This window comes from Brevundimonas basaltis (assembly GCF_014202075.1).
GTDB lineage: Bacteria > Pseudomonadota > Alphaproteobacteria > Caulobacterales > Caulobacteraceae > Brevundimonas > Brevundimonas basaltis.
Genome location: NZ_JACHFZ010000002.1, coordinates 193152 through 219705, shown reverse-complemented (window position 1 = coordinate 219705; position 26554 = coordinate 193152). Strand labels below are relative to the sequence as shown.

General features: G+C 69.6%; 22 protein-coding genes. 14 read left to right on the top strand and 8 right to left on the bottom strand.

What is annotated here, in order from left to right:
- Window positions 1–96: 96 nt before the first annotated feature.
- On the top strand, window positions 97–699 hold the full coding sequence (gene rdgB / locus HNQ67_RS05550; RefSeq protein WP_183253219.1) for an RdgB/HAM1 family non-canonical purine NTP pyrophosphatase: 603 nt from the start codon (window positions 97–99) through the stop codon (window positions 697–699).
- The gene (gene hemW, locus HNQ67_RS05545; RefSeq protein ID WP_183253217.1) at window positions 692–1855 is read left to right on the top strand and encodes a radical SAM family heme chaperone HemW; all 1164 of its coding nucleotides are present in this window, start codon (window positions 692–694) and stop codon (window positions 1853–1855) included. Before rdgB ends, hemW begins: the two co-directional genes overlap by 8 nt.
- On the opposite strand, the gene HNQ67_RS05540 is transcribed toward hemW, so the two are convergent.
- Entirely contained in the window at window positions 1844–2077 is a 234-nt protein-coding gene (locus tag HNQ67_RS05540) for a hypothetical protein (RefSeq protein ID WP_183253215.1), read from the bottom strand. The genes hemW and HNQ67_RS05540 overlap by 12 nt on opposite strands.
- Before the next feature lie 84 nt (window positions 2078–2161).
- Between HNQ67_RS05540 and HNQ67_RS05535 the strand changes: the two genes are divergently transcribed.
- From HNQ67_RS05535 to HNQ67_RS05500, 8 genes are all read left to right on the top strand, one after another.
- Window positions 2162–2620, top strand: coding sequence for a GNAT family N-acetyltransferase (locus HNQ67_RS05535; RefSeq protein WP_183253213.1), 459 nt, complete (start codon window positions 2162–2164; stop codon window positions 2618–2620).
- A 48-nt stretch (window positions 2621–2668) separates the two neighbouring features.
- The gene (gene rsmI / locus HNQ67_RS05530) at window positions 2669–3541 is read left to right on the top strand and encodes a 16S rRNA (cytidine(1402)-2'-O)-methyltransferase (RefSeq protein ID WP_183253211.1); all 873 of its coding nucleotides are present in this window, start codon (window positions 2669–2671) and stop codon (window positions 3539–3541) included.
- On the top strand, window positions 3538–3978 hold the full coding sequence (locus HNQ67_RS05525; RefSeq protein ID WP_183253209.1) for a YraN family protein: 441 nt from the start codon (window positions 3538–3540) through the stop codon (window positions 3976–3978). The genes rsmI and HNQ67_RS05525 overlap by 4 nt, the downstream gene beginning before the upstream one ends.
- Window positions 3975–4790: a transglutaminase family protein gene (locus HNQ67_RS05520; RefSeq protein WP_183253207.1), complete on the top strand. Its 816-nt coding sequence runs from the start codon at window positions 3975–3977 to the stop codon at window positions 4788–4790. The genes HNQ67_RS05525 and HNQ67_RS05520 overlap by 4 nt, the downstream gene beginning before the upstream one ends.
- Before the next feature lie 98 nt (window positions 4791–4888).
- Entirely contained in the window at window positions 4889–5842 is a 954-nt protein-coding gene (gene gshB / locus HNQ67_RS05515; protein WP_183253206.1) for a glutathione synthase, read from the top strand.
- Between the two features lie 61 nt (window positions 5843–5903).
- The gene (locus HNQ67_RS05510) at window positions 5904–7499 is read left to right on the top strand and encodes a YifB family Mg chelatase-like AAA ATPase (protein WP_183253204.1); all 1596 of its coding nucleotides are present in this window, start codon (window positions 5904–5906) and stop codon (window positions 7497–7499) included.
- Window positions 7500–7577: 78 nt separating this feature from the next.
- On the top strand, window positions 7578–9131 hold the full coding sequence (locus tag HNQ67_RS05505) for a response regulator (RefSeq protein ID WP_183253202.1): 1554 nt from the start codon (window positions 7578–7580) through the stop codon (window positions 9129–9131).
- 33 nt (window positions 9132–9164) lie between these two features.
- Window positions 9165–10910, top strand: a complete 1746-nt coding sequence (locus HNQ67_RS05500; RefSeq protein WP_183253200.1) for an AmpG family muropeptide MFS transporter — start codon at window positions 9165–9167, stop codon at window positions 10908–10910.
- 25 nt (window positions 10911–10935) lie between these two features.
- Here HNQ67_RS05500 and HNQ67_RS05495 read toward each other — a convergent pair whose 3' ends face one another.
- The 3 genes from HNQ67_RS05495 to dapF form a co-directional block, all read right to left on the bottom strand.
- On the bottom strand, window positions 10936–13212 hold the full coding sequence (locus tag HNQ67_RS05495; RefSeq protein ID WP_183253198.1) for an NADP-dependent malic enzyme: 2277 nt from the start codon (window positions 13210–13212) through the stop codon (window positions 10936–10938).
- A 92-nt stretch (window positions 13213–13304) separates the two neighbouring features.
- Complete coding sequence (locus HNQ67_RS05490) at window positions 13305–13577, bottom strand: hypothetical protein (RefSeq protein ID WP_183253197.1); 273 nt, start codon at window positions 13575–13577, stop codon at window positions 13305–13307.
- Between the two features lie 643 nt (window positions 13578–14220).
- Complete coding sequence (gene dapF, locus HNQ67_RS05485; RefSeq protein WP_183253195.1) at window positions 14221–15123, bottom strand: diaminopimelate epimerase; 903 nt, start codon at window positions 15121–15123, stop codon at window positions 14221–14223.
- A gap of 59 nt (window positions 15124–15182) precedes the next feature.
- On the opposite strand from dapF, the gene HNQ67_RS05480 reads away from it, so the two are divergent.
- The 3 genes from HNQ67_RS05480 (at window position 15183) to HNQ67_RS05470 (ending at window position 20774) form a co-directional block, all read left to right on the top strand.
- Window positions 15183–15995 (top strand): potassium channel family protein, encoded by an 813-nt coding sequence (locus tag HNQ67_RS05480; RefSeq protein ID WP_183253193.1) that lies wholly within the window; start codon window positions 15183–15185, stop codon window positions 15993–15995.
- A 225-nt stretch (window positions 15996–16220) separates the two neighbouring features.
- A complete protein-coding gene (locus HNQ67_RS05475; RefSeq protein ID WP_183253191.1) occupies window positions 16221–18401 on the top strand; it encodes a prolyl oligopeptidase family serine peptidase in 2181 nt (726 codons plus the stop codon).
- A 147-nt stretch (window positions 18402–18548) separates the two neighbouring features.
- Complete coding sequence (locus HNQ67_RS05470) at window positions 18549–20774, top strand: prolyl oligopeptidase family serine peptidase (protein ID WP_183253189.1); 2226 nt, start codon at window positions 18549–18551, stop codon at window positions 20772–20774.
- A gap of 160 nt (window positions 20775–20934) precedes the next feature.
- Here HNQ67_RS05470 and HNQ67_RS05465 read toward each other — a convergent pair whose 3' ends face one another.
- The 3 genes from HNQ67_RS05465 to ftsY all read right to left on the bottom strand — a co-directional run bounded on the left by HNQ67_RS05465 (window position 20935) and on the right by ftsY (window position 23262).
- Window positions 20935–21495, bottom strand: a complete 561-nt coding sequence (locus HNQ67_RS05465) for a MarR family winged helix-turn-helix transcriptional regulator (protein WP_183253187.1) — start codon at window positions 21493–21495, stop codon at window positions 20935–20937.
- A gap of 132 nt (window positions 21496–21627) precedes the next feature.
- Window positions 21628–22323, bottom strand: coding sequence for an inner membrane-spanning protein YciB (locus HNQ67_RS05460; protein ID WP_183253185.1), 696 nt, complete (start codon window positions 22321–22323; stop codon window positions 21628–21630).
- A 3-nt stretch (window positions 22324–22326) separates the two neighbouring features.
- Window positions 22327–23262: a signal recognition particle-docking protein FtsY gene (gene ftsY, locus HNQ67_RS05455; protein ID WP_183253183.1), complete on the bottom strand. Its 936-nt coding sequence runs from the start codon at window positions 23260–23262 to the stop codon at window positions 22327–22329.
- 187 nt (window positions 23263–23449) lie between these two features.
- Between ftsY and HNQ67_RS05450 the strand changes: the two genes are divergently transcribed.
- Entirely contained in the window at window positions 23450–25483 is a 2034-nt protein-coding gene (locus HNQ67_RS05450; RefSeq protein WP_183253181.1) for an NAD(+) synthase, read from the top strand.
- Window positions 25484–25636: 153 nt separating this feature from the next.
- Here HNQ67_RS05450 and HNQ67_RS05445 read toward each other — a convergent pair whose 3' ends face one another.
- On the bottom strand, window positions 25637–26512 hold the full coding sequence (locus tag HNQ67_RS05445; protein ID WP_183253179.1) for an alpha/beta fold hydrolase: 876 nt from the start codon (window positions 26510–26512) through the stop codon (window positions 25637–25639).
- Between the last annotated feature and the right edge of the window lie 42 nt (window positions 26513–26554).

Below are 26554 nucleotides of genomic sequence, written 5' to 3'. Positions count from 1 at the left end.
CTTAATAGATAGGCCGTGCGTGATGGGAAGTCATGTTACATATCGTTTAACGATATTAAACTTTGGCAATAGATCGTTACAGGCTGCGTGATCGAGATGAAATTGAAGCTTATCAAGGGGATGCGGATCGTCGCGGCGACCCACAATCCCGGCAAGGTTCCCGAGATCGAGGCCCTCCTGGGCGGACATTACGAGGTGGTCACCGCCGGGGCGCTGAATCTGCCCGAACCGGACGAGACGGAGAGCACCTTCGCCGGCAACGCCCTGCTCAAGGCGCGGCACGCGGCGGATCGCTCGGGCGAGGTCGCCCTGGCGGACGACTCCGGCCTGTCCGTGGCCGCTCTGGGTGGAGCGCCGGGCATCTTCTCCGCTCGCTGGGCCGGACCCGACAAGGATTTCGCCATGGCCATGGGCAAGGTCGAGGAACGGCTGGAGGAGGTTGGCTCCGACGATCGACGGGCGTGGTTCAGCTCGGCGCTGGCGGTGGCCTGGCCGGACGGCCCCGCGGTGGTGGTCGAAGGCCGCGTCGAGGGATGTCTGACCTTTCCGCCGCGCGGCGACCGCGGTTTCGGCTACGATCCGATCTTCATCCCCGACGGCTACGAACAGACCTTCGGAGAACTGGATCCGAAACTGAAGGACTCCATCAGCCACCGGGCCCGGGCGTTCGAGAAGCTGAAGGCCGCGCTGATTGACTGACCCGGTCCCCGCGCCCGGGACGGACGTGGCTCTGTACGTCCACTGGCCCTACTGCGCGCGCATCTGCCCCTACTGCGACTTCAACGTGTTCAGGGACCGGGGGCGGGGCGAGGAGCAGACGGCCCTCATCCGGGCCATCCTGACGGACGTGGAGGCGCAGGCGGCGTTGGCGGGACCCCGGCGGCTGGCTTCGATCTTCTTCGGCGGCGGCACGCCTTCACTGATGGCGCCGGAGGCGGTGGCGGAGGTGATCGCGCGGGCCCACGACCTGTTCCCTCCACGGCAGCCGGTCGAGATCACCCTCGAGGCCAATCCGACCGACGCCGAAGCGCACCGGTTCGCGGCCCTCGCGGACGCCGGCGTGAACCGGTTGTCGCTGGGGGTGCAGGCGCTGGAAGACGCGGCCCTGGCCTTCCTCGGCCGCAACCATACCGCGGACGAGGCGCGACGGGCCGTGGCGGTGGCGGGGCGGGCCTTCCCACGGTTGTCGATCGACCTGATCTACGCCCGACCCGGTCAGACCGTCGAGGGCTGGACGGCGGAACTGATCGAGGCGCTGGACCTCGGCTTCGAGCACGTCTCGCCCTACCAGCTGACCATAGAGCCCACGACCGCCTTCGGCCGGGCGGTGGCGCGGGGCGTCTGGACGCCGCCGGACGAGGATAAGGCCGCCGCCCTCTACGAGACCACCCAGGCGGTGCTCGAGCAAGCCGGGTTCGAGGCCTATGAGGTGTCCAACCACGCGCGGGGCGCCGCGGGGCGCTCGGCGCACAATCTGCATGTCTGGCGAGGCGGCGACTACATCGGCGTCGGCCCGGGCGCACATGGGCGGCTGACGTTGGACGGCGCGCGGACGGCGACCATGGCCCATCGCGGCATCGCCGACTACGTCGCGGGCGTCGAGACCGGCGCCGCATGGAGCGAGCGCGAGACGCTGGAGGCGGGCGCGGCGGCGGAGGAGCGGGTCCTGCTCGGATTGCGCACCTTGGAAGGCGCGGCGCTGGCGGATCTCGCGAGGCTGGGCCGCTCGACGGACGCCGGGCCGTTCGCCGGCCTGATCGAGGACGGGTTCCTGGAATCACGCTCCGGAAGGGTCACGGCGACTGCGTCGGGTCGGCCTGTGCTGGACGCCGTGTTGAAGGCGCTACTGGCCTGATTTCTTGCCAGCGCCCCGACCGGTCCCGGTCTTGCCGGACTTCGTCGGATGGCGGGACCGGTCCGCAGCGTCGAGCATGCGGATGCCCGAGATGTCGGCCTCGTCCGGCGTCATATGCATCGGAGCGCTCGGCGGGTTTTCGACGACCACGACGCCATCACCCGCCACGGGTTGCAGGGGGCCTTGCCGGGGATCGTCGGGGGAGGACCTGTCTTTCGGCATGGGCGGAGAACACCCGGATCGCCCGCCCGGTTCCGGTCTGTCGGTGGTTGTCGGACGGGCGCGGCGCTCTCTATGAGAACAGCGATGGACACCGTCGCCTTTCGCCGCGCCCGCGCTCCCGACGTCCCGGCCATTGTCGCCCTGCTGGCCGACGATCCCATCGGGCGGTTGCGCGAAGACGCGAGCGAGCCGCTGCTCGCGGCCTATCTCGATGCCTTCGCGGCCATCGAAGCCGATCCGAACCAGATGCTGGCGGTGGCGACGGCGGGCGAACGGGTGGTCGGGACCCTGCAGATCAGCTTCATTCCCGGCCTGTCCAGGAAAGGGATGTGGCGCGGCCAGATCGAGGGGGTGCGCATCGCCGCCGACCTCCGGGGAGCAGGGCTGGGTCGGCGAGCCTTCGAATGGGCCATCGAGGCATGCCGCGCGCGGGGATGCGGTCTGGTCCAGTTGACGACAGACCGGAAGCGTCCGGAGGCGCATCGCTTCTACGAACAGCTGGGCTTCACCGCGAGCCATCTCGGTTACAAGAAGACCCTGTAGCGCTTTCGGCGCTTGAGGCGGGGGCGGCGCGCTGGCACGGTTCAGCCGATGCCCGACCCGTCCGTCTTTCCCCCGACCGCCCCGCCGCCGCGCCCGGTCGCGCCGGGCCTGTATCTGGTGGCGACGCCGATCGGGAACCTGCGCGACATGACACTGCGGGCCCTCGACGTGCTGGCGGCCGCCGATCTGGTGCTGGCCGAGGATACCCGCGTCACCGGCAAGCTGCTCTCGGCCTATGGGCTGAAGGCGAAGCTGGAGCGCTGCGACGACCACGCCTCGGCGCGGGCGGCGGAGCTGGCGATCGAGCGGCTGCGTGAGGGGGCGGTGGTGGCGCTGGTCTCCGACGCGGGCACGCCGCTGGTCAGCGACCCGGGTTTCGTGGTGGCGCGGGCCGTGATCGCGGAAGGCCTGCCGGTGCATCCCATTCCGGGAGCTTCCAGCCTGCTGGCGGCGTTGTGCATCGCGGGCCAGCCTGCCGACCGGGTGCTGTTCGCCGGCTTCCTGCCGCCGAAATCCGGCGCGAGGCGGACGGCGCTGGAAGAGTTACGCACCGGCCGGCAGACGCTGGTCTTCTTCGAAAGCGGCCCCCGCCTGGCCGACAGCCTGTCTGACATGGCCGCCGTGCTGGGACCGCGTCCCGCCGCCGTCGCCCGCGAACTGACCAAGCTCTACGAGGCGTGCATCCGGGGCTCGCTCGCGGATCTGGCCTCCGACCCTCGTTGCCAGGCGCCGAAGGGGGAGATCGTCGTCGTCGTCGGTCCCGGCGAGATTGAGGTCGCCTCGGAAGCCGACGCCGATGCGGCCCTGGCCGAGGCGATGACCCGCCTGCCGCCCGGCGAGGCGGCGGCGGAGGTGTCCAAGGCTCTGAACCTGCCCCGCAAACCGCTCTACAAGCGGGCATTGGAGCTGCAGGGTCGATGAGCGGCGCGCGGCCCCCGGTTCGCCTCAAGGCGCCGAGGGTCGTGACGGCCAAGCGCGGCTGGCGCGTGGCGCTCGGCGCCCTGTCCCATCGCGAGGGCCACCGTTCGGAGTGGCTGGCCGCGGCGCTGCTGATGTTCCGGGGCTATCAGCTGCTCGGCTTCCGCCTGAAGACCCGGGCGGGGGAGATCGACATCCTCGCCCGGCGCGGGCGGGTGCTGGCGGTGGTCGAGGTCAAGCGCCGCGCCACCCTCGACCTGGCTCTCTCGGCGCTGAGCGCGAACCAGTACGATCGCCTGCTGGCCGCGGGCCGCGCGGTGTTGCGCCAAAGACCCAGCTTGGCCGGACATGTGCTCAGAATCGATATGGTGGCGCTGGCTCCGGGCCGGCTTCCGCGTCATCGTCGGGGCGTTGAGCCGTTCGGAAGGGGGCGGGCGTGACGCGCGAGGAAGCCGAATCCGTGCTGACGGAGGCGGGCCAGGCCGACGACGGGGCCTTCCCGTTGCTCGACGCCGCGATCGCCTGCGCCATCCACGACTATCCCTTCCGCAATCCCGAGCCGGTGCGCACCCTCGCAAGCAACGCCGCCGAACGTCTGGCCGAGCGGGTCGGCAGCGAGAGCCCGGACGACGCGCTGGCCGAGACCATGGCTGCGGACATGCGGCTGAACGGCGACCTGTTGAGCTATGACCATCCGGGCAATACCGATGTGATCGACGTGGCCGAGCGGCGGCGCGGCCTGTCGGCGACGTTGGCGATTTTCTACATCGACGCCGCGCGACGGGTCGGGGTGCGGGCGCAGGGCGTCGATTTTCCGGGGCATTTCCTGTTGCGGGTCGAGACGACTGAGGGACCTGTGGCGCTCGATCCGTTCAGCCAGGGCCGGTTGGTTCTGCCGTCGGAACTGACCCGCCGGGCGCTCAGGGCCGGGTTGACGCCGCATGTCGCCGATCGGCTGGACGTGTTGATGGCCCCTGTGAGCGACCGGCAGGCCTTGGTGCGACTGCAGAATGTGCTGTTCAGCCGGGCGCTGAGGGCTGAGGACTATGAGGGCGCCGAGCGGTCGGCGCTGCGCCGGGCCCTGCTCGATCCGGAGGATCACCGGCCGTGGCTGGACGTGGCCGCCGCGCGCGAGAAGCAGGGCGCGCTGGCCGGGGCGCTGGAGGCCTTGGCGCGGGCCCGCTCCGTCGACGACCCGGCCGAAGCGCATCGCCGGATATCGGTCGACCGGGTCCGGCTGCAGCTGAACTGATATCGGTCCATCGCGCTTCGGACTGCCTGAAGCCGGGGCTTGCGCCGGCCTTCCGCGCTGCCCATTAGCCAAGGTTCGCCCGCCCGGAAGGACATCCCATGCCCAGAGTCGCGATCCAGATGGACCCCATCGAGGCGGTCGACATCGAGTCTGACACCACCTTCATGCAAGCCATGGAGGCGCAGAACCGGGGCTATCCCGTCTGGGTCTACGACTTCCGTACCCTGGCGCTCGAGGACGGGCGGCTGTTTTGCCGCGCCCGGGCGGTGACCTTGCGCCAGACCGCCGGCGATCACGTCAGGTTCGGCGACGAGGTGAAGCTGGACCTGTCGCAGGACGTCGACGTCATCCTGATGCGTCAGGACCCGCCCTTCGACATGGCCTATGTCACCGCCACCTATCTGCTCGAGACTGTGCATCCGAAGACCCTGGTGGTGAACGACCCCGCCGAGGTGCGCTCGGCGCCCGAAAAGCTGCTGGTGACGAAATTCCCCGGCCTGACGCCGCCGACCCTGATCAGTTCAGACCCGGTGGCGCTGGTCGACTTCCACAAGCGCCACGGCGATGTGGTGCTCAAGCCGCTGCACGGCGCGGGCGGATCGGGCGTCATCAAGCTCAGGTCGGATGACCCCAATCTCGAGGCTCTGATCGAGATCCATGCCGTCGGCAGCCGCGATCCGCTGGTGATCCAGAAATTCATTCCCGCGGTGTCGAAGGGCGACAAACGCATCCTGCTGATCGACGGCGAACCGGTCGGGGCCATCAACCGGATTCCGGCGGCGGGTCAGGTGCGTTCCAACCTGCACGTCGGCGGCACGGCGGCGCCAGTGGAGTTGACCGCTCGCGACCGCGAAATTTGCGCCACCATCGGACCGTATTTGCGCGATCACGGCCTGATCTTCGTCGGCATCGACGTGATCGGCGAATATCTGACCGAGATTAACGTCACGTCGCCGACGGGCGCGCAGCAGTTGAAACGCTTCACCGGCGTCGATGCGGCGGCGCTGATGTGGGATGCGATCGAGCGCAAACGGGCGGATTCGTCCGGATAACGCCGCTCTTGTAAAACGTGTCTGTTCGTGGTTCGTTCTTCTCGCAACGGGAGAGCGACCCATGCTGGCCAATGTCGTCACGGTGGCGTTCGAGGGCGTGGACGCCCGCCGCGTCGATGTTCAGGTGTCGCAACTTTCGGCGCAGGAGGGCTCCTTCACCCTCGTCGGCCTGGCGGACAAGGCGGTGGCCGAGAGCCGGGAGCGGGTGCGGGGCGCCTTCGGCGGCATCGGCCTGGCGCTCCCGTCACGGCGGGTGATCGTCAATCTGGCGCCCGCCGACCTGCCCAAGGAAGGCAGCCATTTCGACCTGCCCATCGCCCTCGCCCTGCTCGCCTCGATGGGCGTCATCCCGCCCGATGCGCTGACGGGCTGGGCGGCCGTGGGGGAGTTGGGGCTGGACGGCCAGATCGCACCGGTGGGCGGAACCCTGCCGGCCGCAGTCGCTGCCGACGCCATGGGGCTGGGCCTGATCTGCCCGGAGGCCAATGGGCCGGAGGCGGCCTGGGCCGGCGAGGTGGCGGTGCTGGCGCCCCGATCGCTGATCGGGCTGGTCAATCACTTCAAGGGCGTCCAGGTGCTGCGCCGACCCGAGCCGGGGGCGATGCGGTCCGGCGAGCGCGTGCCCGATCTGAACGAGGTCAAGGGCCAGGAGAGCGCCAAGCGGGCGCTGGAAATAGCGGCGGCGGGCGGCCACAACCTGTTGTTTGTCGGCCCGCCGGGGTCGGGCAAGTCGATGATGGCGGCGCGCCTGCCCGGTCTTCTGCCGCCGCTGACGCCCAGGGAGCTGCTCGAGACATCGATGGTCTGGTCCGTGGCCGGATTGATCGAGCGGGGGGCCTTGACCCGCGACCGTCCGTTCCGAAGCCCACATCACTCCGCCTCGATGGCGGCCCTGACCGGCGGCGGCATCCGGGCCAAACCGGGCGAGGCCTCCCTCGCGCACAACGGAGTCCTCTTCCTCGACGAGCTGCCGGAATATTCCGCACAGGCCCTCGACTCGCTTCGCCAGCCCCTCGAGACCGGCGAAATCGTGGTCGCCCGTGCCAACGCCCATGTCCGTTATCCGGCGCGGTTCCAGCTGGTGGCGGCGATGAACCCGTGCCGCTGCGGGCTGGGCGGGGGCGGCAAGGGCGCCTGCGGCAAGGCTCCGCGCTGCCAGCGCGACTACCAGAACCGCATTTCGGGTCCGATGTTCGACCGCATCGACCTGACCGTGGAGACGCCGCCGGTGACCGCCGCCGACATGGCCCTGCCGCCGCCGGCCGAGGGCACGGCGGAAGCCTGCGCTCGGGTCCTCGCCGCCCGCGCCATGCAGGAGGAGCGGTTGCGCGCCGCCGGCATCGATCCGGACGCCGCCCGCGACCAGGCCGTGAATGCCCGCGCCTCGGGCGAAACGCTGGACCGCTTCGCCACCCCGGACGAGGCGGGCCGCGCCCTGCTGATGCGGGCCGGGGAGGCCGGCGGCCTGACCGCCCGGGGCTGGACCCGGACGCTCCGGCTGGCCCGCACCATCGCCGATCTTGACGGCTGCGACGGGGTGCTGCGCCGGCGCATCGCCGAGGCTCTGGTGCACCGCCGCTCGACCATCGGCGCCCACGCCGACTTCGACCGGCAGGCGGGGGCGCACGATGGGCGGACCGGGGCGCCTGCGTACTGATCTCAGACTTCCTTAACCGACCCGCTTGAAGCAGCCTTAAGACATCTTCGCCATGATCCCGGGACGAGAGGGATCAGTATGGCGCGTTCCAAGAAGGCGAGTTCGGACACGGTCGTGGCGGCGGCGGAACCTCCGGCGGTCGAAGCCGCCGAGCAGCAGTTCCTGCGGCTGATGAGCCACGAGATGCGCACCCCGCTGAACGGCGTCATCGGCATGCTCGGCCTGCTGTCGCGGACGCGGCTGGACGGGGCCCAGCGGGCCTATGCCGAGGCCGCGCGGTCGTCGGCCGAACACCTGCTCGGCCTCGTCAACGACCTGCTCGACTACGCCCGGCTCGAGGCCGACCGGCTGGAGTTCGACTCCGCGCCCGTCGACCTCGAAGGCCTGGTCCGTGGCGTGGCGGAACTGCTCAGCCCGCGGGCGCACGACAAGGGACTGGAGATCGCCTGGTCGGTGGCGCCGGAGGCGGTCGATATCATGGCCGACGAGGGCCGGCTGCGGCAGGTGCTGTTCAACCTGGCCGGTAATGCTGTGAAGTTCGCCGAGACCGGCGGGGTGCGGATCACGGTCGAGCGGTCCGGCGGATCGCTGAAGACGCCGAAGCTGGCCTTCATCGTCGACGACACCGGACCGGGCATTCCGGCCGAGGCGCGCGGCCGCATCTTCGAGGAGTTCGGCCACGTCGACGCCTCGGACGCCAGCCGCTTCGGCGGGGCCGGTCTGGGGCTGGCCGTGGTCCGCAAGCTGGCGCATGCCATGGGCGGGACGGTCAGCGTCGCCGACCGGCCGGACGGCCCCGGCGCGCGTTTCCGCTTCGAGGCGGCCTTCCCGGCGGCGAAGCATATGCCGCCGCGGTGCGCCGTGTCGCTGGCCGGTCAGGCCGTCGCCGTGGTCAGCCCGGACCCGTTCGTGCGCGCCGCCGCCGCGGCCCAGATCGAGGCCTCCGGCGGGACGGTGACCGCCAAGGCGCCGGTGCTGCTGATCGATCACGCCGCCCGCCCGGCGGGTCAGGGCCTCGTGCCGCGGCCGGCGGATGGGCGCGCCGTGGTGCTGCTCAAACCGTCGGAGCGCGACCTGATCGCCCGCTACCGCTCGAGCGGTTTCCACGGCTATCTGATCAAGCCGCTGCGCCGGGCCTCGGTGGCCGAGCGGGTGCTGGCCGCCTCGGGCGCGCAGCTGACGATGCAGCCCGGACCGCCGCCGCCGCCGCCCGAGGACGACCGCGTCGCCCTGACCCGGTTCTCGGGCATCCGGGTGCTGCTGGTCGAGGACAATCCGGTCGGGGCGCTGCTGGCCTCGACCCTGCTCAAGCGCGAAGGCTGCGCGGTCGAGACCGCCGCCAGCGGCCATGAGGCGCTCGATGCGCTGAAGCGGGCCCGCTACGACCTCGTCTTTATGGACATGCGCATGCCGGGCATGGACGGCCCCAGCGCCGCGCGCGCCATCCGCGCCCGCGGCGACGAGACCCCGATCGTGGCCCTGACCGCCAACGCCTTCGCCGAAGACCGCCGCGCCTGTCTCGAGGCCGGGATGGACGACCATCTGGTCAAGCCGCTGGAGCTGGAGTCGCTGCGCGCCTCTCTGACCCGCTGGACGAAGAGCGCGGACCGCGCCAAGGTCGCCGCCGGATAGGACGCCGGGGGGCGTCACAAGAGGGACCCCTGAATGACTGACGCCGACACCCCCGAAACACCCGCGCGCGGACTCGCGGGCTTCGCGGTCTACGGCGAGCGGCGCATCTTCGTGATGCTGTTGCTGGGCTTCGCCTCGGGCCTGCCCAATCTGCTGATTTTCGACACCCTCTCGGCCTGGCTGAGGGACGACGGGGTCTCGCTGGAAGTGATCGCCTTCTTCGGTCTGGCGACGCTGACCTATGCGCTGAAGTTCGTCTGGGCTCCTCTGCTGGACCGAACCAATATTCCCGTCCTCACCAAATGGCTGGGCCACCGCCGGTCATGGATGCTAGCGACGCAGGCGGTTCTGATCCTCGGTCTGTGGCTGATCTCGGGGTCGGATCCCCGGTCCGCGCTGGGCATGGTCGCCCTGTTCGCGGTCATCGTCGGCTTTTTCGGCGCCACCCAGGACATCGCCATCGACGCGTGGCGGATCGAGGCCGCCGACGACAGCCGACAGGGCGCGATGGCGGCCGCCTACCAGCTCGGCTGGCGGGTCGCCCAGATCGTCGCCGGGGCCGTGCCGCTGATTCTGGCCCAGATCTACAACTGGAACTTCTCCTACGCCGTCATGGCCGCCCTGATGGGCTTCGGCGTGCTGGGCGTGCTGCTGGCCCCGCGCGAGAAGAAACACATCATCCGGCCCATACCGGTCGGCGACATCCCCTCGCGTCCCGCGTTCGAGGTGGTCGAGTGGATCGTGCGGCTGGGTCTGATCGTGGTGGCCGCCCTGATCATCGGCACCGGTTTGACGGACAAACCCGACGCCTTGCTGTGGGCCTTCGGCGGCGTGCTGGACGACTCCGCTCGCGCCATGATCACGGCCGGCCTCGAGAACAGCGACGCCTCGGGCGTGCTGCTGCAGTTCGCCTATGTCATCGGCGGCTTCGGCCTGCTGGCGGCGGCCTGCTGGCCCCTGCCGGGCATGAGGACCCGACCGGGCGCCTATCTGGCCGGATCGTTCGGCGAGCCGCTGATGGATTTCCTGATCCGGTTCGGAAAGCTGGCGGTGCCGATCCTGGCGTTGATCTGTCTCTACCGGCTGGCCGATTTCGTGCTCAACATCATGAACCCCTTCTATCAGGACCTCGGCTTCACCAAGATCGAGATCGCCGAGGTTCGAAAGGTGTTCGGGGTGGTGGCGACCTCGCTCGGCGTCGTGGCCGGCGGCTGGATGGTGGCGAGGCTCGGCCTGATCCGGACCATGGTCATCGGAGCCTTCATGAGCCCGGTTTCGAACCTCGTCTTCGCCTGGCTGGCGACGCAGGGCCACGATCTGCCCGCCCTTTTCATCGCCATCAGCATCGACAATGTCGCGACCGGCATCGCCGGCACAGCGCTGATCGCCTACATGTCCAGCCTGACGTCGATCGGCTTCACGGCGACCCAGTATGCGCTGTTCAGCTCACTCTACGCCCTGCCCGGCAAGATCATCGCCACCCAGTCCGGGAAGATCATCGAGGGCTCGGCGCGATGGGCGGACGCAGGCGGTTTGCCCGCCATGTTCAAGGGCCTTTTCACCCGGATGCCGGACGGCTCGCTGGTCGAGGGTGCGGCCAAGAGCGGGGTGTCGGTGGCCGGGCTGGGCGCCGGCTATTTCACCTTCTTCCTGTATTCGACCGTCATCGGAATCTTCGCCATCTTCCTCGCCTTCTATGTCGCCAAGCGGCAGCCGGCGGTGATGGCGGAGCAGAAGGCGCGGGAGGAAGAGGCCGCCGCGGCGGCGCGGTCTTCCTGACCGTTCACGATGTCAAAGACCTGAGCTACTCCCCCTTCGCCCCCTCCTCGTAGGCGGCGAAGGTGGCGGCGGTGATGATTTCGGAGACCGAGGCGCCGAGGGAGACGATCTGGACCGAGCGTTCGAGGCCGACCAGCAGGGGGCCGATCACCGTGGCGCCGCCGAGGGCCTGGACCAGCCGGGTCGAGATGGCGGCCGAGTGGATGCCGGGCATGACCAGCACATTGGCGTCCTTGGACAGGCGCATGAAGGGGTAGGCGGCGCGGGCCTCGGGATCGAGCGCCAGCTCGGCCGGCATCTCGCCCTCGTATTCGAAATCGACGCCGCGCTGGTCGAGCAGGCGGATCGCCTCGCGGATCATCTCGCCGCGGTCGCCGGGCGGGTTGCCGAAGGACGAATAGCTGAGGAAGGCGACGCGCGGATTGCGGCCCAGCCGGCGCACGGTGGCGGCGGCCTGGACGGCGATGTCGGCGAGATCCTCGGCGCCGGGCAGCTCGTGGATCGAGGTGTCGGCGACGAACAGGGTGCGCCCCCTGGCCAGAAGGATCGACAGGCCGATCATCCGCTCGCGCACGTCGAGGACGCGGCGGACCTCCTTGAGCACCATGTTGAAATTGCGGGTCACGCCGGTGACCATGCAGTCGGCCTGGCCGCGGGCGCACATGGCGGCGCCGAAATAGTTGCGGTCCTGGTTGATCATCCGCTGCACATCGCGGCGCAGATAGCCGCGGCGCTGCAGGCGGGCGTAGAGCCAGTCGGTGTATTCGACATTGTGCTCGGAGACGCGGGCGTTGACGATCTCGATGCCCATCTCTTCGAAATTGAGCCCCGCCTCGGCGGCGTTCTTGCGGATCAGCTCCTCGCGGCCGAGCAGGATCGGCGTGCCCAGTTCGGCCTGTTTGAAGCCCCAGGCGGCGCGGATGACGGCGGTCTCCTCGCCCTCGGCGAAGACGACGCGCTTGTTCGGAGCGGCGCGCACGGCGCCCGAGATATTCTGCACCAGGGCGGCCGACGGATCGAGCCGCGAGCGCAGCTGGGTGCGGTAGGCCTCCATGTCCTCGATCGGCTTGCGGGCCACGCCGGTGTCCATGGCGGCCTGGGCCACGAAGGGCGGGATGTACCAGATCAGGCGCGGGTCGAACGGCGTCGGGATGATGTAGTCGCGGCCGAATTTGAGCTTGCGGCCGCGATAGGCGGCGGCGACCTCGTCGGGCACATCCTCGCGGGCGAGGGCGGCGAGGGCCTGGGCGCAGGCCACCTTCATCTCGTGATTGACGCGGCGGGCGCGGACGTCGAGGGCGCCGCGGAAGATGTAGGGGAAGCCGAGAACGTTGTTGACCTGGTTCGGATAGTCCGACCGGCCGGTGGCGATGATGGCGTCGTCGCGCACCGAGATGACGTCTTCCGGGGTGATCTCCGGGTCCGGATTGGCCATGGCGAAGATGATCGGATTGGGCGCCATGGAGGCGACCATCTCTTTCGTGATCGCGCCCTTGGCGGCGAGCCCCAGAACGACATCGGCGCCGACCATGGCCTCGGCGAGGGTGCGGTGCGGCGTGTCCGTGGCGTGGGCCGCCTTCCACTGATCGACGTTGGCGCGGCCCTTCCAGACCACCCCCTCGCGGTCGACGATGACGGTGTTTTCGGCCTTCACGCCGGCGGCCTTCATCAGGCCGATCGAGGACAGACCCGCCGCGCCGGCGCCGGCCAGCACGACCTTGAGGTCTTCCAGCTTCTTGCCGGCGATGTGGGCGGCGTTGATCAGGCCGGCGGTCGAGATGATGGCGGTGCCGTGCTGGTCGTCGTGGAAGACCGGGATGTCGAGCAGGTCCTGAAGCTGGGCCTCGATCTCGAAACATTCCGGGGACTTGATGTCCTCCAGATTGATGCCGCCCCAGGTGTCGCCGATGTTCTTGACCACGGTGATGAACTCGTCCGGGTCGGTGGTCTTGACCTCGACGTCGAAGCTGTCGACGTCGGCGAAGCGTTTGAACAGGACGGACTTGCCCTCCATCACCGGCTTGGAGGCCATGTGGCCGAGGTTGCCGAGGCCGAGGATGGCCGTGCCGTTGGAGATGACGGCGACCAGATTGCCCTTGGAGGTGTAGTCGTAGGCCTTGTCGACGTCATCGGCGATGGCCAGCACCGGCACGGCCACGCCCGGCGAATAGGCCAGCGACAGGTCGCGCTGGGTCGCCATCGGCTTGGTCGGGGCCATGGAGATCTTGCCCGGGGTCGGCGAGCGGTGGAATTCCAGCGCGTCCTCGTCGGAGAAGGTCTGTTTGTCGGTCAGGTCGGGCATGTCGGCCAAGGCTTCCGCAGGGTCGGGTGGGGAGGATTGTTCCTAGGCCGTGGGACGGGCGCGGACAACCGGGCGGATGCGGCCGGGGCGGTTCAGGGCGCGGGAAGGGCGGGAGGTTCAGCGGCGGCCGCCGCCTGCTCGGCCTGAATCGCCCGCTCCTCCTTTTCCGCCAGGAACAACAGGCCGGAGACGACGAAATCGTCGGGGTCGACGCGGTCCATGGCCTCCAGGGTCCAGAGGAAATACTCCTCGCGCGGGCAGATGGGCTCGATCTCGCCCTTGGCGAGCCTGTCGAGGCGGGCGCGCTGAACGGCGCGATAGATCAGGTCCATATGGCGGGCGCGGCGGATCGGGCGGGGTTTCATGGACGTATCTCCTGAACGTCGGTTGCGGGCGTGCGTCATCATCTTCCGGGGCAGGAGCCGCGAAAGGCAGGGAGGGCGCGGGACAGCCGGGCCTCGCCCGGTTGCGAATGTGAATACCGTTTCGACGAGTCCGGCTGGCCGCCCTTCTGATCCGCCCGTGCAGTCACGGTCGGGAAGGGACGGTGCTGTCCCGCGCGGTCGTTTTCCACACGCCCTCCGACTGGCGGCCTTCCTGAGGGCCTTTGACGGATCGCCCCGGCCCCGTCGCCGGGACCGAAGCGGGACGGACATGGCGTCATTCTGGATGACGTCATCGGCCCGAACCTCAAGGCGCGCGGCGAGCAAGGGGCGCCATCCATCGACGCCCGCGAGGACCCCCGAACTATCCTTCGCCCGGGCTTCATCGCTCGACCACAGCCCGCCGCCATCGAGAACGTGGATCCGACGCCCTCCCCACCGACGGGATGCCCCTATCCTACATCGGCCCCGCCCTCAGGCGGGTTCAGGACGCTCGATCACGGATCGAGGGTAAGGAAAACAACGGGTTGGGTGATTTCGATAGGCGGATTGCACATTAACTTGCAGCGCAGCAATTGGCTTTCTGATGAACCCGTAAGCAGCCGTCGCCAGAGGCAGGCCGGGGTCAGATCGTCAGCATCCCCGTCCCCTCGATCTCGATCGGGCCGGTCATGAAGACGTGGCCGGTCGCCTCGTCCCAGTCAATTTCGAGTTCGCCGCCGTCGGTCTCGATCACGGCGCGGCGGACGGCGAGCCCGCGGCGGGCGGCGGCGACGAGGGCGGCGCAGGCGCCGGTGCCGCAGGCCCTGGTCAGGCCGGCGCCGCGCTCCCATACCCTGAGGCGGATGCGGTCGGGGGCGAGGACGTGGGCGAAGCCGACGTTGACGCCCTCGGGGAACAGCGGGTGATGCTCGACCAGCGAGCCGGAGCCGCGCACGAAGGCGTCGTCCTGGCGGTCGGTGAAGAAGACCACGTGCGGATTGCCCATCGAGACCGCGCCGGGGGTGTGCAGGAGGGGGGCGTCGATGGGGCCGACCTGGAGCTCGATTCCGCGGGTGTCCATCGCCTCGGCCAGCGGCACCTGGGTCCAGTCGAGGCCGGGTTCTCCCATGTCCACCCTTACGCGGGCCGCGGTCGTCGGCCCTTCTGAAGCTGACGCTTCGCGCCGCCCTCCGGGTCCCGACCCGACGCGGCCTGGGCTTTCGGCACGCCATGCCGTGGTGGGGCCGCCGAGGGTGTCGATGACGACGGCGTCCTTGCCGGTCGATTCCAGCAGCAGCCAGCCGACGCAGCGCAGGGCGTTGCCGCAGGTCTCGACCTGGCCGCCGTCGGCGTTCCAGACGCGCATGAAGGCGTCGGCGGTCGGGGAGGGCTCGATGGCGATCAGCTGGTCGCAGCCCTGACCGGCCTCGCGGTCGGCGATGGCGCGCGCCTCTGCGTCCGTCGGCGCGAACGGCGTTTCGAGCGCATTGACGACGACGAAGTCGTTGCCGGCGCCGTTCATGCGGACGAAGGGGCGGAGGGTCATCGACGCGGATATAGCGGTTGCCGGTTCCTTGCGCGAGCGAGGCGCGTTATCGCTGCGTGATGAGCCGCGAAACCGCCCCCGCCAGCGCCGAACCCGAGAAGGAAGGCTGGCGCCTGCGCCCCCGGCTGCGGGCGCTGTACCACGGCACGTCGCGGACGGCGGTGCGCTTCCGGCTGGCGGTGCTGGTCGTCGACCTCGCCATCATCGCCTTCTTCATCGCCGCGCCCCTGCTGCGGGGCGAGGGGCTGATCTTCTACATCATCGACTATCTGATCGCCGCCGTGCTGATCGCCGACCTGGCGGCCCGGGCCTCGGCCTATTCGAACCTGCGCGACTGGCTGCGGAAGCCGATCGTGTGGATCGACCTGTTCGTGCTGGGGACCCTGCTGTTCCCGCCGCTGATGTTCAATCTCGGCTTCCTGCGGGTGCTGAGGCTGTGGACCCTGATCCACTCGGACTTCTTCTGGCGCACCGTCGGCCGCCGCTATGACGACACCCGGGTCGAGGACACCACCAAGGCCCTGGTGTCGCTGGTGACTTTCATCTTCGTGGCCACCGGCTTCGTCTACACCAGCTTCATGGGCCGATACGAAGGCATCAGCGGCTATATCGACGCCCTGTATTTCACCGTCACCAGCCTGACCACGACCGGCTATGGCGACATCGTGCTGCCGGGCGACTGGGGCCGGGTCGTCTCGATCCTGATCATGCTGGGCGGGGTGACCCTGTTCGTGCGGCTGGGACAGACGCTGCTGCGACCGCACAAGGTGCGCCATCCTTGCGACCGCTGCGGCCTGCAGACGCACGACCCGGACGCGGTGCACTGCAAGGCGTGCGGCAATCTGCTGTGCATTCCGGACGAGGGGCGGTGAAGCCAGGGGCCAGGGGCGAGGGGCGAGTAGGTAAACCCCTCCACCCCTTCGGGGTCCCCCTCCCCATTGCATGGGGAGGAGACGGAGCAGCGGCTGTCGCGCACATTTCACTCGCCCCTCGCCCCTCCCGGCAAATGACAAAACCGTAACCTCCGGCCGGTGCGGCTTGCCGGGGGGCGGACCGCCGTTAAGGTGCCGCCGACCTTTTGTCGGGGAATGCCCAGAATGATCCGCACCGCCGCGCTCGCCGCGCTTCTCGCCTCCACCGCCCTTTCGAGCGCCGCCATGGCCCAGACCGCCCCCTCCCCTGTCCCCGCCGAGGCTTCCGGCGGTTTCGCGACCTCGGACGCGACCGATCCGTATCTGTGGCTGGAGGAGATCGACGGTGCGCGGGCCATGGAATGGGTCGAGGCGCACAACGAACATTCGCTGGGCGTGCTGCGCGGCGACCCGCGCTTCGAGACCCTGCACCAGCAGGCGCTGGAGATCGTCCAGGCCCGCGACCGCATTCCCGGCGTCGGCTTCAACCACGACGGCAGCCTGACCAATTTCTGGCAGGACGCCGAGCACGTGCGCGGCCTGTGGCGGACCACGACGGTCGACAGCTACCGCACCGCCGAGCCGCAGTGGGAGACCATCCTGGACCTCGACGCCCTGTCAGCGGCCGAGGGCAAGAACTGGGTCTGGAAGGGCGCCAGCTGCCTGCCGCCGCAGGAAACCCGCTGCCTGATCAACCTGTCCGACGGCGGCAAGGACGCGGTCACGGTGCGCGAGTTCGACCGGGCGACCAAGACCTTCGTCGAAGGCGGTTTCGTGCTGCCGGAATCGAAGGGCGGGGCGTCGTGGGTCGACGAGAACACCCTGCTGGTCTCGCGCGATTTCGGGCCGGGCACGATGACCAGCTCGGGCTATCCGATGATCGTCAAGGTGCTGAAGCGCGGCCAGAGCCTCGACCAGGCGACGACCGTGTTCACCGGCCAGCCGACCGACGTCTCGGTGTCGGGCTATACGCTGCGCGACGCCGACGGGGTGGTGAAGGCGACCCTGATAAATCGCGGGATCAATTTCTACGAGGGCGAGACGCACCGGTTGAACGCCGACGGCACGACCACGAAGCTGGCGCTGCCGGCCAAGTCGAGCATCAACGCCCTGGTGCGGGGCCAGCTGGTGGTGACCACCGACCAGGACTGGACCGCGCCCTCGGGACAGGCGTTCCGGACCGGCGACGTCATCGCCTGGGACCTCGACCGCTGGCTGGCCGATCCGGCGACGCCGGCGCAGCTGGTCATCCGGCCGGGCGAGCGCGAGGCCGTCGAGGGCATCAACGCGACCCGCAACAAACTGGTCGTGGCCCTGTACGAGAACGTGCGCGGCTCGGTCTATGTCTATGAGCCCAACCCGGCCGGCGAATGGAGCCGCACCCGGCTCGACCTGCCGCAGAACGTCACCGTCGGGGTCGGCTCGGCCAGCGACCGCGACGACCGGGTGTTCGTCAGCGTGGCCGGCTATCTGAACCCGTCGAGCCTCTATCTGGCGGACGCGGCCTCGGGCGAGGCGGAGGTGGTCAAATCGCTGCCGGCCAAGTTCGACGCCACCGGCATGGTGGTCGAGCAGTTCGAGGCCACCTCGGCCGACGGCACGCGGATCCCCTATTTCGTCGTCCACAAGGGCGACATGCCGATGGACGGGTCGAACCCGACCCTGCTGTACGGCTACGGCGGCTTCCAGAACTCGCTGCTGCCCGGCTATTCGGCCACGGTCGGCAAGCTGTGGCTGGAGCGCGGCGGGGTCTATGTCATCGCCAATACGCGCGGCGGCGGCGAGTTCGGGCCGCGCTGGCACCAGGCGGCGCTGCAGGAGAACCGCCAGCGCTCGCACGAGGACTTCCAGGCGGTGGCCGAGGACCTGATCGCGCGCCGCATCACCTCGCAGCCGCGCCTCGGGGTGATGGGCGGCTCCCAGGGCGGGCTGTTCATGGGGGCGATGCTGACCCAGCGGCCGGACCTGATCAATGCGGCGGTTATCCAGGTGCCGCTGTTCGACATGCTGCGCTTCCACAAACTGCTGGCCGGCGCCTCGTGGATCGCCGAATACGGCAATCCGGACATCCCGGAAGAGCGGGCGTGGATCGAGGAGTATTCGCCCTATCAGCGGCTCGCGGCGGGCCAGCCCTATCCGGAGGTGTTCATCCACACCTCGACCAAGGACGACCGCGTCCACCCGGGCCACGCCCGCAAGGCGGCGGCGCGGCTGGAGGCGCTGGGCTATCCGGTGCTGTTCTACGAGAACACCGACGGCGGCCACGCGGCCGGCGCCAATCTGCGCGAGACGGCGCGGCGGCTGGCGCTGGAATATACCTATCTGACGCGGCGGCTGATGGACACGCAGATCCCGGCGCCGGAGTAGAACCGCCGTCATCCCCGGGCTTGTCCCGGGGATCCATTCCGGCCTTCGCACGGGCGGGATGGGAGACGGCCCGATGTGAACCCCCGACGGCCCGTGCGACCGATCGATGGATCCCCGGGAAAAGCCCGGGGATGACGGAGTTTAGATATGCGTCTTACCCCCCGACTGATCCTCACCGTTTCGATCCCGGCCCTGCTGCTGGCCGCCTGCGCCACGGGGTCGTCGGAGGATGCGATCTACGGCCTCGCGCCGGACCGGATCGAGGGGCCGTTGGCGACGCCGGTCGCCGCGCCGCCCCACTTTCCGGTCGACCTGACGCCGGCGGGCGTGCGCGCCGCCGACGATCATCTGGCGCTGGAACAGGTCGAGGGCGCGGAGGCGATGGCCTTCGTGGCGGAATCGAACCGCAAGGCGCTGGCCTCGCTGGAGGGCGACCGGCGCTACGAGACCTTCCGTCAACAGGCCGAGGCCATTCTGACGGCGACCGACCGCATCCCGAGCCCAAGCTTCCTCGGCGAGGGGATCGGCAATTTCTGGCAGGACGCGGCCAATCCCAAGGGGCTGTGGCGGCGCACGACGCTGGACTCCTACCGCTCGGATGCGCCGCGGTGGGAGACGCTGATCGACGTCGACGCCCTGGCGAAGGCCGAGGGCCGCGACTGGGTGTGGAAGGGCGCCAATTGCCTCGCGCCCGACGAGACCCGCTGCCTGATCTCGCTGAGCGACGGCGGCAAGGACGCCGTGGTGGTGCGCGAGTTCGACACCACGACCCGGACCTTCGTGGCCGGCGGCTTCAACCTGCCGGAGGGCAAACACCGCCTCAGCTGGCTGGACCGCGACACCCTGCTGGTGGCCACCGATTTCGGACCGAATACCCTGACGGAGTCGGGCTATCCCTTCATCATCAAGGCGCTCAAGCGCGGCCAGACGCTGGCGCAGGCGACCGAGGTCTATCGCGGCGACATCGGCGACGGCGGGTATGGGGTCAGTTCCTCGGTGCTGCGCGACGGGCGCGGGGCGGTGCTGGCGGTGCTGTTCAACCGGCCGCTCGACACCTTCAGAAGCGAGCGGGTGCAGTGGCTGGACGGACAGACGGTCAAGCTGAGCCTGCCGGCCCGCGCCAGCGTGCACGGCGCGGTGCGCGACCAGCTGATCTTCAGCGTCGACGAGCCGTGGACGCAAGGGGGCGAGACTTTCGAGGGCGGCAGCCTGCTGGCCGCGCCGCTGGCGGGGCTGCGCGACGGTCAGGGCCGCGCCGATGTGCTGTTCCGCCCCGCCGACCGCCAGTCGGTCGACGAGGTGGCGGTGTTCGACAACCGCGTCGTCGCCACCGTCTATGACAATGTCCGTGGGCGGATGATGCGCTTCCTCGACACTCGTGGACGCGGCTGGACGAAGGCCGACCTGGAGACGCCCGACAACGTCGCGGTGCACCTGGGCGACTCCAGCCGGGGCTCCGACCGCCTGTTCTACAGCTATGAGGGCTTCCTGACCCCGGCGACGCTCAGCCTGCTCGATCTCCGGGTCGGCACGGCGGGGCGGGCCGAAACCCTCGCTACCGCCCCGGCCCGGTTCGACGCCTCGACCCATGTGGTCGAGCAGTTCGAGGCGACGTCGTCGGACGGCACGAAGATCCCGTATTTCGTCACCCGGCCGCGCGACATGGCCATGGACGGCTCGGCGCCGACCATCCTGTTCGGCTACGGCGGTTTCCAGGTGTCGTTCCCGCCCGCCTACAAGCCCGAGATGGGCAAGCTGTGGCTGGAGAACGGCGGCGTCTTCGTCCAGGCCAACATCCGCGGCGGCGGCGAGTTCGGGCCGCAATGGCACCAGTCGGTGCTGAAGGAAAACCGCCAGCTGGCCTTCGACGATTTCGCGGCGGTGGCGGCGGACCTGCACCGGCGCGGCATCACCTCGCCGCGCCGCACCGGCATCTACGGCCGGTCGAACGGCGGGGTGCTGACCTCGGTGACGGTGACCCAGCATCCGGAGCTGATCAATGCGGCGGTGATCGAGAGCCCGCTGATCGACATGCTGCGCTATCACGAACTGCCGGCCGGGGCCTCGTGGATCGGCGAATACGGAGATCCGCGCATCCCGGCAGAGGCGGCCTTCATCGCCCGCTATTCGGCCTATCAGCAACTTCGTCCGGACGCGGACTATCCGCGGGTCTATATCACCACCAACACCCGCGACGACCGGGTGCATCCGGGCCACGCCCGCAAATTCGCGGCGCGGCTGCAGGATCAGGGCCACGACCACCTCTATTACGAGGAGACGGCGGGCGGGCATTCCAATGACGCCGATCCGGTGGCCAACGCGCGGCGCTGGGCGCGGCACTATGTGTATCTGGCGCAGCAGTTGATGGACTGATCGCGGTGGTCCTTCTCCCCTCCGAGGGAGACGGTCGGCGGCGCCGCCGTCCGGATGAGGGGGATGGCTGAGGTGAAATGGCCGGCGGTCGGTCCGGAGCCGCCTCACCCCTCATCCGGCCCTGCCGGGCCACCTTCTCCCCCAAGGGGAGAAGGGCGCCTTAAGCCGGCTCGACCAGCTTGAGCTTCGCCTTCTCGGGCTTGCCCGCCTTCTTGGCCAGCTTGGCGGCCTTTTTGGCGGCCTTGGCCTCGGCCTTGGCCTTGTCGGGGGCCGCGTCGGCCTCGCCGGCGAGTTCGGCGAGGCGGGCGAGGAAGCCGTCGCGCTTGGCCTTGGGCAGCAGGGCGAGGATGCGTTTGTCGGCGGCCTCGACCTTCGGGCGGGCGGCCTCGAGGGCGGCGGCGCCGGCCGCGGACAGGCGCACCGCCTTGGCGCGGGCGTCGAGGGTCGAACGCTCGCGCTCCAGCAGGCCCCTGGCGGTCATGCGGGCGACGAGGTCGGCGAGGGTCGAGCGGTCGATGCCGGTGGCGCGGACCAGATCGGTCTGGGTCAGGCCGGAACGGTGGGACACCGCCTCGAGCACGGCGAACTGGCGCTGGGTCAGGCCGTCGGGGCCCGCCTCCTCGGCGTAGATGTCGAGCGCCAGCTGCAGGGCGCGGTGCATCAGATGGCTGGGCGAGGCGGCGAGGCCGCTTCGTCGGACCTTGTTTCCGGACTTGACCATTGAACCGTATCCCCTCGGTGCGCCGCAGAGGTAGCAGCCGCGCTTTACGGTTTGACGACGGACGGTCCGGGGGCGTTCGACACAGGCCCCCTCCACCGCTGCGCGGTCCCCCTCCCCCGTCGGGGGAGGATATCAGGGGGCGCGGTCGGGTTCGGCGGGGGCCATGGGATCGACCGGCTTGTCGGTCGAGGTCAGGTTGCGCAGGATCAGCGGAATCTGCGACAGGCCGAACACGGACGACGCGATCCACAACACCCCGCGGAAGCTGACCCAGACGTCGGCGGGGTCGATGTCGCCGCGCCCGATCTGGCCGGCCGCCCAGGCGACGAGGGCCTCGCTGCGCACCAGTTCGTTGACGATCGCAACGCCGAGAAAGAACAGGCCGTAGCGGAAGGTCAGGATGCGCCAGGCCCGGTCGTTGATCGGGATGACCGTGCCGAGCAGGGCGCGCAGCGGCTGTTTGCCCATGGCCAGACCGCCGATCAGGGCGATGGCGAGGCTGGCGTTGAGGATGGAGACCTTCAGCTTGACCCACAGACCGTCGCCGGTGAGCAGGGTGAGCAGGCCGAAGACGAGGGCGAACCCGCCCACGATCAGCGGCAGCAGGGCCAGCCGCTTCTCGACGACCAGGCCGACCGCGACGCCGACGGCGGAGCCGGCGACGAGGAACCAGGTGGCGTTGACGAGGGCGGCGTCGCCGTCGAGGCCGCGCAGGCGGAAGACCAGAAAGGCGAGGCCGAAGGCGAGCAGGCCGCTGAAATCGACCAGCTGGCGCAGGTTCGACTCCTTGGGCGCGGGGGACGGCGCGGGGGTTTCAGGCTCGGTCATGCGTCAGTCCTCGAGCCCCACCAGAGAGCGTGAAAAGGCCCGGGCGTCGAACGGTTGCAGATCGTCGATCCCCTCGCCGACGCCGATCAGCTTGATCGGGGCATCGGAGGCCTGGGCCACGGGGACGAGAACCCCGCCGCGGGCGGTGCCGTCCAGCTTGGTCATGACCACGCCGGAGACATAGGCGGTGCGGCCGAAGATCTGTTCCTGGGCCAGGGCGTTGCGGCCGACGGTGGCGTCGAGGACCAGCAGGGTCTCGTGCGGGGCCTCGGGATCGATCTTCTTCAGCACCCGGACGATCTTGAGCAGTTCGTCCATCAGGGCCGACTTGTTCTGCAGCCGGCCGGCGGTGTCGATCAGGACGACGTCGAAGCCTTCGGCCTTCGCCCGGGTGTAGGCGTCGAAGGCGAGGCCGGCGGGGTCGGCGCCGTCGCGGCGGCTCTCGAAGGTCGCCCCGGCGCGCTCGGCCCAGACCTTGAGCTGTTCGCGGGCGGCGGCGCGGAAGGTGTCGCAGGCGACGATCATCACCTTCGCCCCCTGACCGGTCAGGTCGGCGGCGATCTTGCCGAGGGTGGTGGTCTTGCCCGAGCCGTTGACCCCGACGAACAGGGTGACGAAGGGGCGCGGGCCGTCGAGGGGCTCGTAGCGCGCCTCGTGGTTGACCAGTTCGGCGGCGACGGCCTCGGCCAGGGCCTCCTTGACCTCGCGTTCGTTGGCGCCGGCCCCGAAGCGCAGGTCGCGGAAGCGCTCGACGATGCGGTCGGTGGCGGCCGGGCCGAGATCGCTCTCGAGCAGATGCTCCTCCAGCCCCTCGAGCGCGGCCTCGCTGAGCGGTTCCTTGACGAAGGCGGAGACGACCTGCTCGGTCATCTGTTTCGAGGAGCGGGACAGGCCCTCGCTGAGGCGGGACAGCCAGCCTTTTTTCGGCGCGTCGTTCATGGGTTGGCTTTAGCGGGGCCGGGCCCATGCGTCACCAAATACTCCGCTCATCCCGGCGAAAGCCGGGACCCGGTTCTTTGGCCGGGCCGTTTGGGCCTATATGAGCCTAACCGGCGATCCCCAGGCGCCGGCGTCACGCTGGACAGGACTGGGTCCCGGCTTTCGCCGGGATGAGCGGAAGATTTGAATGCCTGACGTCTTTCACAGCCCCCGCACCCACGGCTTCGTCCGCGTCGCGGCGGCGACGCCGGTGGTGCACACCGCCGATCCGGTCGCCAACGCCGACGAGCATATCGCCCTGATCGAGCGGGCGGGCGCGCAGGGCGTGGACCTGCTGGTGTTTCCGGAACTGAGCCTGAGCGGCTATGCCATCGACGACCTGCTGATGCAGGGGGCGCTGCTGGATGAGGTGGAGCGGCAGATCGGGCGGGTCGCCGAGGCGGCCGAGGCGGCCGGGCTGATCGCCGTGGCGGGAGCGCCGCTGCGCAACGGCGACGCCCTGTACAACTGCGCCGTGGTGCTGGGGGCGGGCGGGGTGCTGGGAGTGGTGCCCAAGACCTATCTGCCCAACTACCGGGAATATTACGAGAAACGCTGGTTCGCGCCGGCGGCGAGCCGGTCGGAGGATGCGATCGTGCTGGGCGGCGAGACGGTCGATTTCGCGCCCGGTCTGATCTTCGAGGCGGCGAACCGGCCCGGCTTCGTCTTCGCGGTCGAGATCTGCGAGGATTTCTGGGCGCCGCAGCCGCCGTCGACCCGGGCGGCGCTGGCCGGGGCGCGCATCCTGCTCAACCTGTCGGCCTCCAACATCGTCATCGGCAAGGCGGACGAGCGGTCCCTGCTGTGCGCCAGCCAGTCGGCGCGGACGCTGTCGGCCTACGTCTTCGCCGCCTCGGGCTGGGGCGAGAGCACCACCGACCTGGCGTGGGACGGGCAGGCGATGATCCACGAGATGGGCGCCTGTCTGGCCAGCGGCGAACGGTTCGCGATGGCCAGCCATCTGACCGTGGCCGATGTCGACGTGGAGCGGATCGGGCTGGACCGGCTGCGCAACGGCACCTTCGCCGACTGCGCCCGGCTGGAGGGCGAGCGGGCGACGGTGGTCCCGTTCGAAGCCGGGGCGGGGCCGTCCGGCGACCTGATCCGGCCGTTGGACCGCCATCCCTTCGTGCCGGACGATCCGGCCCGTCTGGATCAGGACTGCTACGAGGCCTTCAACATCCAGGTGCAGGGGCTGATGCGGCGGATGAAGGCGACCAATGGCGAGCGGATCGTCATCGGCGTCTCGGGCGGGCTGGATTCGACTCAGGCCCTTCTGGTGGCCTGCCGCGCCTTCGACCGGCTGGGCCTGCCCCGGGCCGGCATCCTCGGCTACACCATGCCGGGCTTCGCCACCTCCGAGGGGACGAAGTCGAACGCCTGGGCCCTGATGAAGGCGCTCGGGGTCACGGGGGCGGAGATCGACATCCGGCCGACGGCGACCACCATGCTGGAGGCCATCGGCCATCCGTTCGCCAGGGGCGAGCCGGTGCACGACATCACCTTCGAGAATGTGCAGGCGGGCTTGCGGACCGACTATCTGTTCCGGCTGGCCAACCAGAACGGCGCCTTCGTGCTGGGCACGGGCGACCTTTCGGAGCTGGCGCTGGGCTGGGCCACCTATGGCGTCGGCGACCATATGAGCCACTACAACGTCAACGGCGGGGTGGCGAAGACGCTGATCCGCCACCTGATCCGCTGGGTGGCCGACCGCGAGCAGGTCGGGGCGGAGGCCGTGCCGGTGCTGCGCGGCATTCTCGACACCGAGATCTCGCCCGAGCTGGTGCCGGCCAGGGACGGCAAGATCCAGTCGACCGAGGCGACGGTCGGGCCCTATGCCCTGAACGACTTCTTCCTGTTCTACCTGACCCGTTTCGGTCTGAAGCCGTCGAAGGTGGCCTGGCTGGCGCATCAGGCGTGGAAGGACGCGTCGCGCGGGGAATGGCCGGCGGGGACGCCGGAGGACGAGAAGGTCGAATACGATCTGGCGACCATCAAACACTGGCTGCGGAAGTTTCTGGTGCGCTTCTTCCAGACCTCGCAGTTCAAGCGCTCGGCCCTGCCGAACGGGCCGAAGGTGGTGACCGGCGGCTCGCTGAGCCCGCGGGGCGACTGGCGGGCGCCGTCGGACAGCACCGCGCGGGTGTGGCTGGATGAGCTGGAGGGGAATGTGCCCGATTAGGGCTTAGGGCTTAGGGAGTAGGGAGTAGGGAGTAGGGAGTAGGGCTTAGGGAGTAGGGCTTAGGGAGTAGGGGGGAGGCGGCGGCGCCGTTGTGGCTCATTTGACCTAAGCCCTAAGCCCTAAGCCCTAAGCCCTAAGACCTAAGCCCTCGCCTCAGTCCACTTCGCCCAAAAACGGAAAGATCGCCGCCTTGGCTTCGGGCTCGTCGAGCATGGGGGCGTGGCCTACGCCCGGGACCTCGACATAGTCCATCCTCGGGGCGCGCTTCTGCATCTTCGCGGCGATGGCTTCGCTGAGCAGGTCGGAGGTCTCGCCGCGCACCAGAAGCACCGGGCGGGCCTTGGTCAGTTTCGAGAACATCGGCCACAGATTGGGGACCAGGGCCCGGGCCCCGGCGGCCTTGATCGGCACGGCGATGTCGGGGTCGTAGTCCAGCACCGGCGCGCCCTCAGTGCCGATGCGGAAGGTTCGGCGCGCGAAGGCGTCCCAGTCGGCGTCGCTGTAGTGCGGGAAGGCGACGGCGTTGTGCTGCTTCACATAGGCGGCGGCCTCGGCCCAGCCGGGGGTGTCGACCGGCTGGCCGGAATAGGCGGCGATGCGGGCCAGGCCTTCCTTCGCCACCTCGGGGCCGATGTCGTTGAGGATGGCGGCGGCGATCACTCTCGAGCGCAGGGCGGCCAGGGCCATGGTGATCAGCCCGCCCATCGAGGTGCCGAGGAAGACGGCGCGCGATATCCCGGCCTGGTCCAGCAGGGCCAGGATGTCGTGGGCGTAGGTGACCGGCTGATAGGTCATCGGGTCCGGCGCCCGATCCGACAGGCCGCGGCCGCGCACGTCGACCGCCAGCACGCGGCGACCGCTCTGGGCGATCAAGGGGGCGATGGCGCCGAAGTCGGCCGAGTTGCGGGTCAGACCGTGAATGGCGATGACCGGCAGCCTGGTCGGGCCGGATGCGGCCGCATAGTCTCGTGCGTAGAGGGAGAGCCCGTCGGGCGCTGTCCAGCGGCGGTCGGCGAAGGTCTGGGTCATGCGGGGCTCCGGGGAGGTCGTCCGGAGGAATTCACCGCCGGA